This window comes from Bacillus sp. B1-WWTP-T-0.5-Post-4, from assembly GCF_009183795.1.
Classification (GTDB): Bacteria; Bacillota; Bacilli; order Bacillales; family Bacillaceae_G; genus Bacillus_A; species Bacillus_A cereus.
The window spans coordinates 77,424-89,477 of sequence record NZ_WEIJ01000001.1; the positions used below are offsets into that span (position 1 = coordinate 77,424).

The window sequence follows — 12,054 nt, forward strand, 5'->3', positions numbered from 1 at the left end:
TAAACTTCATATTACTACTTCTTATCCATTAGCAAGTAAGTAATCCATTTATTTTCAAAACGAATCTTATCTTATTCTACAGAGAAGATGAAAGAATACACTGGTTGGTTTCCAGCATGCACTTCTACTTCTGCATCTTCAAATTTCTCTTCTACAAATTCAACTAACTCCGCTACTTCTTCGTCAGTTGCATCCTCACCTTGTAGAATCGTTACGATTTCAGAATCTTCATCAATAAGCGCTTCTAGTAATTGCTTCGCAGCTCCTACTTTTTCAGCATTTGTAGATACAATTTTCCCATCTGCAATACACATGAAGTCATCTTTTTGAATTGCTACACCATCAATTTCCGTATCACGTACAGCATACGTAATTTGACCTGTTTTCACATGAGATAAAGCTTCTTGCATGTTTTCTTCATTCTCTTCTAACGTTCCAACTGGGTTAAATGCTAACATTGCTGCCATACCTTGAGGAACTGTTTTCGAACGAACAACAATAACTTCTTGATCTACAACTGATGCCGCTTGTTCTGCTGCCATTACAATATTTCCGTTATTCGGTAAAATAATGATTTTTTCAGCATTTGATTCTTCAATTGCCTTCACGATATCCTCCGTACTTGGATTCATCGTTTGACCACCTTCGATAACTTTCGTTGCGCCGATGCTCTCAAATAAAGTTTTAATACCAGACCCCATAGCTACAGTTACGATACCATATGGTTGTTTTTCTTTCGATTGAGCTGGTTGTTCAGGAACCATAGTAGGTTCATCTAATAAAGCAGTATGCTGTTCACGCATATTTTCTACTTTAATCTTAATTAAACTACCGTATTTTTGCCCGTAGTTCATAGCGTCTCCAGGATGTTCTGCATGGATATGAACTTTTACAATTTCATCATCAGATACAACTAGTAGAGAATCACCATATACACTAATATCTTCACGGAATTTTTGTTCAGAGAAATTATGCTCTTTCACCTTTTCAGCCTCTAATTTCACCATGAACTCCGTACAATATCCATACTTAATATCTTCTGTACTCAATTGGCTTTGTACACTACGGTGATGTTCTGCGCGTACCATTTCATTCATAGATGGTTGCGTCGGTGCATCAGAAGAAATCGTTTCTCCTTTTAAGTCAGCTAAAAATCCTTCGTATACCACTACAAGACCTTTACCACCGCTATCTACAACGCCAACTTGTTTTAATACAGGTAATAAATCTGGCGTACGATTTAACGATGCGTTTGCTTCTTTCACAACGTCTTCCATAAACAAAACAAAGTCGCGCTGTTTTTTCGCAACTGTTACTGCATATTTACCCGTTTCTCTTGCAACCGTTAAAATCGTTCCTTCAATCGGTTTCATAACCGCTTTATAAGCCGCCTCTACTCCAGCTTCTAGTGCTGCAGCAAAATCAACTGTTGTTAATTCTTCTTTTTGTTCAATGGATTTAGAGAAACCACGGAACAACTGAGATAAAATAACTCCAGAGTTACCACGAGCTCCCATTAATAATCCTTTGGCTAAACTTACGCCGACTTTACCAGCATGCTGTGAAGGGTTTGCTTTCACTTCACGCGCACCTGAAGTCATAGATAAGTTCATGTTTGTACCGGTATCGCCATCTGGAACTGGAAATACGTTTAATGCATCAACAAGCTGAACATTGTTTGTTAAATTATTCGCTCCTTGCATGATCATTTGTGATAAACGTTTTCCATCAATTTTTTGAATTGACACAGATTTTCCTCCTTAATGCACATTACAAGTTTATTACTTTAACTCCTTGTACGTAGATGTTTACAGAATCTACTGCTAGTCCTACAGTTTGATCTAATGTATATTTCACTTTCGTCTGCACATTATGTGCCACTTCTGAAATTTTCGTACCATAGCTCACAATAATATACATATCAATATGTACTTCATCTTCATCTTTACGAACAATAACACCTCTAGTGAAGTTTTCTTTTCGTAAAATGTCTGTTAATCCATCTTTTAACTGATTTTTTGATGCCATACCTACGATACCGTAGCAATCTACCGCGGCACCTCCAGCAATTGTTGCAATTACATCTGTACTAATATCAATTTGACCGTACTTCGTTTTAATTTCAATTGACATCTCGTTTCCCCCTTCATAAATGGTGAAAGTGAGCTAGACTACTTTAGTTACTATCATATAATCTTTTTAAAGAAAATTCCATCGTTCTTTCTTTTCACTCTCATATTTTATGTTTTAAATTACACTTTTTTATGATGAGCAAAATAGTCCATTGTTATTATACAACATGTACCACTATAATATGTCAAGCAATTTTTATGGATTTCAACTTTTCTTCATTAACATATAGTGTCAAGTAAATTTTCTTGATTTCTTTTTTCTACGGTGTTGCATTCTCTTTTTAGTTGTGTTAAATTATAGTAGTGTTTTTAGCATCGCATAAAAGACTAACATTGAAAAATTACGTATGGTAAGGTATCAAGGGAGGGAAATATAAATGGCTCGTGTTTGTGCTATTACTGGAAGAAAAGCTCGTTCTGGTAACTCTCGTTCTCACGCAATGAACGCTACAAAACGTAAATGGGGCGCTAACCTTCAAAAAGTTCGCGTACGCATCGACGGAAAAGTTCAACGTGTTTACGTTTCTGCTAGAGCATTAAAATCTGGCAAAATCGAACGTGTTTAATAATAAAAAAAAGAGCCGATAGGCTCTTTTTTTACTATAACAATGGAAAAAGCACCGGTGATAGGTGCTTTTTTTAATCTTTTTTGAAGGTATTTAACATTGCACGAACAATTCCACCAAGAAATTTAGGTAACTTAATTGTATAAAATCTCATGGTTTCCCTCCTAATCCCCATTACTCCACTTGGTCACTATATGATGTAAGGAGCAAAATTGTTTCTTCAATCAGTGCTTCTTATCAACATTAATATGCCAGAAGTAAATGAAAAAGTACCTTTTTCCTTAACGAGTTCGTTACTAATACAAAGTGTTGATCCCCACTCTATTGTTTCATTAGTAAGCGGGTACTTAAAACCAAACAATGTAATCCCTTCCACTATTTCAGTAACTGGTACAAAAGATACATAAGGAAATTTTTTATTTTCTTCAATTATATGTGTACCCACTTTTTTAACTGTTATTTCATTTTTATTGTCCACAATACACATTTCTATCTCTACTTCTAACCCTTTTAAAAGCATCTGTATATTTGCCAAACCGTGATCAAGCCTGCCACCGGTAGCACCAAAAATACGAATTAGTACCGGTTTCTGTCCTAATGCCCAGTTAATTGCAATTTCTAAATCCGTTTGATCTTTTTCTCGCGGAACAATATGTAATTCGTTCGTTTGCTGTCCCATCCATACTAATTCTTCTTCAGTAACTGAATCGTAATCTCCAAACGCAACAGCCGGTGTAATCCCTTTCTTTAATAGACGGTATACTCCCCTATCAACCGCTGCCCACACTACTTCCTCATTCTCATATTGAGCAAAATCTGCGCAATATTCCGAAGGTCCTCCTGCCAAAATATGAATAATCATTTTTTCTTCCCCTTCCATTGTAAAAAGGCAATCTGCCATTCGGTAGATTGCCTTTTTACATATTTTTACCCTATCCTATAAATACCTTACTAGGATAAAAGTTCATCACTACCCACGAATTACGCGAATTGCTTCACCGCGGTCTTTTTGATTGTATACTGCTGACCCAGCTACAAGTACATTTGCTCCTGCTTCCACACAAAGCCTTGCTGTTTCAGCATTTACACCACCATCAACTTCAATTTCTACTTCTAGATTGCGCTCTTTCACCATTTCTGCAACTTGTTTAATTTTCGGTAATACAGAATGGATAAACTTCTGTCCACCAAATCCAGGGTTTACTGTCATAAGTAATACCATATCTATATCTTCTAATACATGCTCAATCACTGAAACTGGCGTATGTGGATTTAATACAACGCCCGCTTTAATACCATGAGATTTAATTAACTGAATTGTACGATGTAGATGCGGACACGCCTCTACGTGAACAGTAATAATATCCGCTCCCGCTTGTGCGAAAGTCGGGATATAGTTATCAGGATTTTCAATCATTAAATGTACATCTAATGGTAATGATGTAATCGGACGGATTGCTTCTACAATTAACGGTCCAATCGTAATATTTGGTACGAAATGTCCATCCATTACGTCAACGTGAATGTAATCCGCTCCGCCCTTTTCTACATCTTTAATCTCTTCCCCTAATTTTGAAAAATCTGCTGATAAAATCGATGGTGCAATTTTAATCATAACTAATACCTCGGCTTTCTCTCTCTAATTTCTTCTACGAATTGTTTATAGTTCTTATAGCGATATTCTGTAATCTTCCCTTCTTCAACCGCAGCTTTCACCGCACATTTCGGTTCAGAAAGATGTGTACACCCTCTAAATTTACAGTATTGGCTCGCTTCTTTCAACTCTGGAAAACAATATGTAAGATCTTCTACTTCTATATCAATGAAATCTAGTGAACTAAAACCCGGTGTATCTGCTACTAGTCCACTCCCAATTGCAATTAATTCTACGTGTCTTGTCGTATGCTTCCCGCGTCCTAAATGGGAAGAAATATCATTTGTTTTCAGCTCTAATTCTGGACGTAGCACATTAAGCATTGAAGATTTCCCAACACCAGATTGGCCCGCAACGACAGAAACACAATTTTCTAAGTATGGTTTTAATATATCAATACTTTCTGACGTATTAATAGAAGTAAATAAAACATCATAACCCATCTCACGATAATCATTCGCATAAGCTTCAACAGTTGCTTTCATCTTTTCATCTACTAAATCCATCTTGCTAATACAAATAATTGGCTTAATGTTATGATATTCAATCAGCACTAAAAATCGATCTAACAGTCCAGGATTAAAATCTGGTTCTACTGCAGAGAACACAAGGATCGCTTGATCGACATTAGCAATAGGAGGTCTAACAAGTTCATTTTTTCGATCAAACACTTCAAGCACATAACCTTCAGTTGGATTATCTGCCTGAAAAACAACTTGGTCTCCTACAAGTGGTGTAATTTTATTTTTTCTAAATACACCTCGCCCACGACATTGCGTAACCCCTTCTTCATGCTGCACGTAATAAAACCCACTTAAAGCTTTTATAATTTTTCCTTCTGGCATAGAATTCTCCTTTTTTGTATAAGGTGATGCTGAATTTAAAAATGAATGGATTTAAATTTTCCAAATAACGATTTCAAAACCTACCATATATACTTTCGCTAATATACATTGAATTTCCCATTAAATGCAAAAAAATATTTACAGCTGCATCACTTTACTAGCTTTTTGAATCATATATTTTTGCCTGCTATACCGTCCACTTTGTAGACAGCATAACAGGCAATAATAATAAGTAGACTTTCACTATTATTGAGTTGGATATGGTACTTCTTTATCAATAATCGTTACTCCATCCCGTACAATTTTATAGTGTCCCTTTGAACCTTCTTGAATTACAAATTCTAAAGAAATAGTCGCTGATTCAGTAATTGTTCTCGTTTCAACCGGTCTATCCATTTTTTGCTGCATGTCTTCTTTATAAATTTCTATTGTTTGCGGCTTTTTTTCACCTGTTACAGCAGGCTCATATGGGATAGAGATATTGTCCACTTTTACCGTTTTAGTCACTTTAGGCTTTTGACCATCAGAGATAATAATAGTTACTTTATCTCCCTCTTTTAATGGTGTACCTGGTTTTGGAAATTGCGAAATTACAAGTCCTTTTTCGACTGTATCTGAATACTCTCGTTTTATATCTGACGTTAGTTTTCTCTCATTCAAATAACCAGTTACACTATTTTCAGTCCACCCCGAAAAGTCACCTGGTCTAATTTGATAAGGCCCTTTACTTACCCAGATTTTCAGTTCTTGCTCCGCTTCTATAACCATTTGATCAGGCGTCGGAATTTGCTCTACAATTTCACCTTTCGGCTTATCATTTTCAATATAATTTACTGTAACTTGTTTATATTTTTCTTCTAACTCAGCTTTTACACTCTCAAAGTTTTGACCTGTGAAATTTGCCATCTTACTTTTCTTTTTTCCACCTGATTGATAGATAGTAATTTTAGCGTTTTCTTTTACGACTCTTCCTGCTACAGGGTCCGTTTTTATTACATCCCCAACTTCAACATCATCTGTATATACAATATTAGGCTCCGTCACCTCAAAGCCCTTTTCTACTAATGTATTTACAGCTGTCGTGTATTTCATACCAGCCACATCAGGAACTTTCACATCTTTCGGAATAAATAATCCTGGAATAACCGTAAGCGCTAATGTTATTCCTATTGCTAAAAATAAAAATGTTGAAATTAAAACTTTAAGCCACTTGTTACTCCGTTTTTTCTTCTTATCTAACTCAGCTGCTTCTGCTCTTATCGGTTCTTCCACCTTACTCCCTTTTAAAACAATCGTTTCATCACTTACATTTTCAAATAATTGTTCTTGTTGAATAATCGGAATCGCTTTCGTCGCTTCCATATCTTCTGGTATGTAAAACGGTTGCTCATTTATCCTCTCTGGATATAGCGCAGTTTCAATATCTCGCTTCATCGCATTGGCAGATTGATATCGATGGAACGGATCTTTTGCAGTTGCTTTTAATATAATATTTTCAACACTTTGCGGAATATTTTCATTCCATCTTTTTGGTGATGGGATTTCACTTTGTAAATGTTTTAAAGCTATAGCAACAGCAGATTCGCCAGAAAACGGTTGTCTTCCTGTTAACAATTCAAACATAACTATCCCAAGAGAATAGATATCTGATTGTTTATTTGCTATCCCGCCACGTGCCTGTTCTGGTGATAAATAATGGACTGAACCGAGCACTGAATTTGTATGTGTAATTGTTGTTGCACTTGTAGCTGTCGCAATTCCAAAATCTGTTACTTTTATTATTCCATCAGCTCGAATTAAAATATTGTGCGGCTTTATATCACGATGCACAATTTCAAAATGATGGGCGTGTGCCATAGCGGATGTTAACTGCTCCATAATATCAAGAGCTTCTCCTATAGGTAACATCCCTCGCTCAATTATGTATTGCTTCAATGTTTGCCCTGGTACATATTCCATGACAAGATAGTATATACCATCTTCTTCTCCGACATCATACATATTCACAATATTTGGATGCGACAACGTTGTAACAGACTGCGCTTCTCGATGGAAACGTTTAATAAACTCTTCGTTATTTGAGTAGTCGAGTCTTAATATTTTTACCGCTACATCTCGGCCAAGTATATCATCATGAGCTAAATATACATTGGCCATTCCGCCACCACCAATCATTTTCAGCAGCTTATAACGGTCATTTAAGCGTTTTCCAATCAGCACGTTGCACTTCACCTACTTTCGTTTGTCGAACCCGCATAATCAATAAGAACAAGTGTGATATTATCTTCTCCACCGCGATCATTTGCCAATTGAATGAGACACTGCCCTTTACCTTCAAGCTGTTCATTTAACTGTAAAATTTGTCGCATATCATCAATAGAAACTTTGTTTGATAACCCATCAGAGCAAAGAAGTAATTGATCATCTTCCTCAATCACCAACGTTTTAACATCTAACCCAACTTTTTCTTCTGTTCCTAATGCTCTTAATAACACATTCTTTTTCGGATGATACTCTGCGTCTTCCTTTGAAATTTCACCATGTTTCACCAGCTCATTTACAAGTGAATGATCTTCCGTTACTAGCGTCATTTCTCCTTCTGATACCATATAGCAACGACTATCTCCTATATGCCCTATTGTCACAAAGTTTGGTGTACAAACAGCTATTATAAGCGTTGTTCCCATACCATTACATTCTGCATTTTGCTGAGCATATTCATATATACGCTCATTAATAATCCCAACACTAGTATGTAACCATTGTTCTACTTTTTTCGGCTCATTCATATTATGTGTTTGCTTCCAATAATCATGGAATAATTGAATGGCCATCGAGCTAGCTACATCACCAGCTCGATGACCTCCCATTCCATCTGCTACTACCGCTAATACATTTCCATCTAAATTGTGAAAAACTCCTGCACTATCTTCATTATGTTGACGAACTTTTCCTTTATCCGATAGAAATACGGCTTTCATCTCGTCACCTCGTCTCTTCTTTGCGCTCCTTCGCACGCAACTGACCGCAGGCTGCATCAATATCATGACCTTGTTCACGGCGAATCGTTACATTCACTCCACGATCTTTTAACGTTTTCTCGAACAAGAAAATTTGTTCACGTGGCGTACGTACATAATCACGTTCAGGTACGTAGTTTACCGGAATCAAGTTCACATGACATTTTACACCTTTTAAGAGCGCAGCAAGCTCTTCAGCATGCTCTACTTGGTCATTTTCTCCTCCAAATAATCCATATTCAAAAGTAATACGACGCCCTGTTCTATTTACATAGTATTTAATAGCTTCCATTAAATCTGGTAATTTATAAGCACGGTTAATCGGCATTAATTTTGAACGTAATTCTGAGTTTGGAGCATGCAATGAAATCGCAAAATTAATTTGTAGATCTTCTTCAGCAAACTTATAAATTTTCGGGATAATTCCACTCGTCGAAACAGTCATATGTCTCGCACCAATATGAAGTCCTTTTTCATGGTTAATGATGCGTAAGAATCCCATTAAATTATCATAGTTATCAAATGGTTCTCCAATCCCCATAACAACAAGAGAACTTACACGTTCTTCTGTTTCATCAAGCGCACGCTGAACTTCTACTACTTGCGCTACGATTTCTCCAGCTTCTAGGTTTCGCTTTAATCCACCAAGTGTCGAAGCACAGAACGTACACCCAATACGACAACCAACTTGCGTTGTTACACAAATGGAATTTCCATATTCGTGTCGCATTAATACCGTTTCAATAGAATATCCGTCATATAATTGGAATAAGAATTTAATTGTTCCATCCGAAGACGTTTGTTTTACTAACGTTTTTAAAGTAGTAATATCAAAGGAATTCGACAATTTATCACGCAATCCTTTAGAAAGGTTTGACATATCCTCATAATTTTTTACACGTTTTTTATATAACCAATCAAAAATTTGTCCAGCACGGAACTTCGGTTCTCCTTGTTCCTTTAACCAATCTTGCATTTCATGAAGTTGTAAAGAGTAAATTGATGGTTTCTTCATTTCTAAATTTTTCTTTTGTTTTCTTACAGTCGTTTCCATGATGCTACACCTTCTTCCTTAAACAAGCAATATAAAAGCCATCCGTCGCAAAATAATGCGGTAAAATTTGCACTTGACCTTCATCAATATACGGAGTTAATTTTTCTGGCATACGCTCTTTAAGCGTAGTATCCCATTCAAATTCAGGATGTTCTTGTAAAAATTTCTCTATTACTTGTTCATTTTCTATTTTCTCAATTGTGCACGTACTATAAACAAGACGACCGCCTTGTTTTAATAATGGTGCTATTTTTTCTAGTATTGCAATTTGAATCGTCGATAATCTTTCACTATCGCCTTTATCTTTTCCTAACTTAATATCAGGTTTACGTCTAATTACACCAAATCCAGAACACGGTGCATCTACCAATATTTTATCAAACGTTTCATTTGCAAAGTGCTCTTGCACTTTTCTAGCATCTAGCGCTTTAGTTTCGACATTTTCTAGACCAAGTCGCTCTGCTTGCTGTTTAATTAAACGTACTTTGTGTGCATGTAAATCAAGGGACATGACCTTACCAGTTCCCTTTAATCGTTCCGCGATATGCGTTGTTTTTCCGCCTGGAGCAGCACAACTATCAAGAACTGCATCTCCCGTATTCGGTTCTAAAGCGCGTGCTACAAGCATAGAACTTTCATCTTGAATAGAAAGAAATCCTTTTTTAAACGCTTCTGTATGCGCTACATTTCCTCTTTCAATCTGAATAGCATCATCTGATAAGTCACCACGTTTTGCTTCTATACCTTCACTTGCCAACAACTCAATCGCTTCTTCTACAGTTACCTTATCAACATTCACACGCGCTGTTGGTACAGGGGGTAACATGTTTACTTCGCACATTTTTTCTGCAGTTTCTAAACCGTATTCTGAAGTCCACTCTTGGACAAGCCAAACTGGATGACTTGTTGTAATTGCAAGACGTTCTACTGGATCCTTGATTTCATCTACAGAAGGTACACCTTCTCTCTGAATCGAACGTAATACACCGTTCACCATACCAGCAATTCCTTTATGCCCGCGACGCTTTGCAATCTCAACCGCTTCATGAATAGCCGCTCTTTCTGGCACTCGGTCTAAATAAATCATTTGATATAAAGATAAGCGAAGCAATACTCTTACCCACGCCTCAACCTTCTTTTTTAAAAAAGGCTGTAAATAATAATCTAATGTGTCACGACGTTGAATCGTTCCATATACAATTTCAGTTAATAAACCAATATCTTTTCTATCAATTGCACTTTTTTCAATTAGATTATTTAAAAGTAAGTTGCTATATGCACCACTTTTTTCCACTTGAATTAAACCATCAAGAGCTAATTCACGAACATTTTGTCTCATGCATTTTCTCCTAACTTCGTTCCAATTTCAGGTTTTGTTCCACGTAAAAATTGTGAACAACTCATACGCTTTTTACCAGAAGGTTGCAATTCAGTAATTTTAACACCTGTTTCATTACTCGTTGCTACAACAAAACCATCTTCTTCGATTGCAACAATCGTACCTGCTTCAGCCGGTTCAGTTATAGGCACTTTTTCCCCCCACCATACTTTAACAACTTGTCCTGCTAAAGTTGTATAAGCAACTGGCCATGGATTCAATCCGCGAATGTGATTGTATACTTCTTCACCTGTTTTTGTCCAATCAATTTTCTCTTGCTCACGTTTTATATTGTACGCAAACGTTACTTCTTCTTCGTTTTGTTTAATCGGTTCTAACTTACCTTGAATTAATAAAGGCACTGTTTTAGATAGAAGGTGTGCTCCTGCTTCACTTAATTTATCAAATAATGAGCCTGTCGTTTCACGCTCTTCAATTTCAACTTCCACTTGCGTTAAGATATCACCAGCATCCAATTTTTCTACCATATACATAATTGTAATACCTGTTTTTTCTTTACCTTCCATAATTGCATAATGAATTGGTGCACCACCACGAAGTTCAGGAAGTAAAGAAGCGTGAACATTAATACACCCATACTTTGGTGCTTCTAAAATTTCATTTGGTACAATCTGCCCAAATGCAGCTGTTACAATTAAATCTGGCTCTAATGCCAATACTTTTTCATATTCATCTTTTTCACGAATTTTTAACGGCTGTAACACAGGGATACCATGTTTTTCCGCTTCAACTTTAACAGGTGTAGGTGTTAATACTTTTTTTCTACCTACTGGACGATCAGGTTGCGTCACAACACCTACTACCTCATAGCCATCTTCAATAAGACGACGAAGCACCGGCACTGAAAAGTCCGGTGTTCCCATAAACACTACTTTTATCATTTAAAAACCGCTCCTTTTAACACCTATTCTAGTTCGTTTTCTTCATAATATCTTGTCACTTTCGATGTAAATAAAACACCGTGTAAATGATCAATTTCATGTTGAATTGCACGCGCTAAAAATCCTTCCGCTTCTAATAAGAATACTTTCCCACGGCGATTTTGCGCTCTTACTTTAATATAATCGGCACGTTCTACTTCACCATAAAGTCCCGGGAAGCTTAAACAGCCTTCGGGACCTACTTGTTCACCACGTTTTTCTAATATTGATGGATTGATTAACTCGATTTTCCCAGTATCATCATCTACATCAACAACCGCTACTTGCAAGCTTACACCTACTTGAGGCGCAGCTAAACCGACTCCGTCCGCAATTAACATTGTTTCATGCATATCTTTCAACAATTTCACTAACTTTTTATCAAAGTTAATTACTCTTTCGCATGGTGTTTCTAACACTTCATTTGGATGCTTTATTATTTCTAAAACTGCCATATTTCCCTC

13 protein-coding genes are annotated in these 12,054 nt (G+C 36.6%); 1 reads left to right on the plus strand and 12 read right to left on the minus strand.

Annotated features, from left to right (window positions below):
* Positions 1 to 71 precede the first annotated feature (71 nt).
* Both GBN91_RS00410 and GBN91_RS00415 read right to left on the minus strand, forming a co-directional pair.
* Positions 72 to 1,748, minus strand: a complete 1,677-nt coding sequence (locus tag GBN91_RS00410; protein WP_152121204.1) for a DAK2 domain-containing protein — start codon at positions 1,746 to 1,748, stop codon at positions 72 to 74.
* Positions 1,749 to 1,770: 22 nt separating this feature from the next.
* On the minus strand, positions 1,771 to 2,133 hold the full coding sequence (locus GBN91_RS00415; protein ID WP_000021109.1) for an Asp23/Gls24 family envelope stress response protein: 363 nt from the start codon (positions 2,131 to 2,133) through the stop codon (positions 1,771 to 1,773).
* A gap of 376 nt (positions 2,134 to 2,509) precedes the next feature.
* Here GBN91_RS00415 and rpmB point away from each other — a divergent pair, with 376 nt between their 5' ends.
* Complete coding sequence (rpmB, locus tag GBN91_RS00420) at positions 2,510 to 2,698, plus strand: 50S ribosomal protein L28 (RefSeq protein ID WP_000124776.1); 189 nt, start codon at positions 2,510 to 2,512, stop codon at positions 2,696 to 2,698.
* Positions 2,699 to 2,771: 73 nt separating this feature from the next.
* Here the strand turns inward: rpmB and spoVM are convergent, their stop codons facing one another.
* The 10 genes from spoVM to def form a co-directional block, all read right to left on the minus strand.
* Positions 2,772 to 2,852 carry a stage V sporulation protein SpoVM gene (gene spoVM / locus GBN91_RS00425; RefSeq protein WP_001213599.1) on the minus strand — a complete coding sequence of 27 codons (81 nt, stop codon included), beginning with the start codon at positions 2,850 to 2,852 and terminating at the stop codon, positions 2,772 to 2,774.
* A 66-nt stretch (positions 2,853 to 2,918) separates the two neighbouring features.
* On the minus strand, positions 2,919 to 3,599 hold the full coding sequence (locus GBN91_RS00430) for a thiamine diphosphokinase (protein WP_152121205.1): 681 nt from the start codon (positions 3,597 to 3,599) through the stop codon (positions 2,919 to 2,921).
* 69 nt (positions 3,600 to 3,668) lie between these two features.
* The gene (rpe, locus tag GBN91_RS00435) at positions 3,669 to 4,313 is read right to left on the minus strand and encodes a ribulose-phosphate 3-epimerase (protein ID WP_006928335.1); all 645 of its coding nucleotides are present in this window, start codon (positions 4,311 to 4,313) and stop codon (positions 3,669 to 3,671) included.
* Positions 4,314 to 4,315: 2 nt separating this feature from the next.
* Complete coding sequence (gene rsgA / locus GBN91_RS00440; RefSeq protein ID WP_001113932.1) at positions 4,316 to 5,197, minus strand: ribosome small subunit-dependent GTPase A; 882 nt, start codon at positions 5,195 to 5,197, stop codon at positions 4,316 to 4,318.
* Between the two features lie 246 nt (positions 5,198 to 5,443).
* Positions 5,444 to 7,417 (minus strand): Stk1 family PASTA domain-containing Ser/Thr kinase, encoded by a 1,974-nt coding sequence (gene pknB, locus GBN91_RS00445; protein WP_000904748.1) that lies wholly within the window; start codon positions 7,415 to 7,417, stop codon positions 5,444 to 5,446.
* An 8-nt stretch (positions 7,418 to 7,425) separates the two neighbouring features.
* Positions 7,426 to 8,178 (minus strand): Stp1/IreP family PP2C-type Ser/Thr phosphatase, encoded by a 753-nt coding sequence (locus GBN91_RS00450; RefSeq protein WP_000648701.1) that lies wholly within the window; start codon positions 8,176 to 8,178, stop codon positions 7,426 to 7,428.
* 4 nt (positions 8,179 to 8,182) lie between these two features.
* Positions 8,183 to 9,271 carry a dual-specificity RNA methyltransferase RlmN gene (gene rlmN / locus GBN91_RS00455; RefSeq protein WP_006928333.1) on the minus strand — a complete coding sequence of 363 codons (1,089 nt, stop codon included), beginning with the start codon at positions 9,269 to 9,271 and terminating at the stop codon, positions 8,183 to 8,185.
* A 4-nt stretch (positions 9,272 to 9,275) separates the two neighbouring features.
* The gene (gene rsmB, locus GBN91_RS00460) at positions 9,276 to 10,610 is read right to left on the minus strand and encodes a 16S rRNA (cytosine(967)-C(5))-methyltransferase RsmB (RefSeq protein ID WP_001249666.1); all 1,335 of its coding nucleotides are present in this window, start codon (positions 10,608 to 10,610) and stop codon (positions 9,276 to 9,278) included.
* The gene (gene fmt / locus GBN91_RS00465) at positions 10,607 to 11,551 is read right to left on the minus strand and encodes a methionyl-tRNA formyltransferase (RefSeq protein WP_000598804.1); all 945 of its coding nucleotides are present in this window, start codon (positions 11,549 to 11,551) and stop codon (positions 10,607 to 10,609) included. The genes rsmB and fmt overlap by 4 nt, the downstream gene beginning before the upstream one ends.
* Positions 11,552 to 11,574: 23 nt before the next feature.
* Complete coding sequence (gene def / locus GBN91_RS00470) at positions 11,575 to 12,045, minus strand: peptide deformylase (protein WP_000279455.1); 471 nt, start codon at positions 12,043 to 12,045, stop codon at positions 11,575 to 11,577.
* Positions 12,046 to 12,054: the final 9 nt, after the last annotated feature.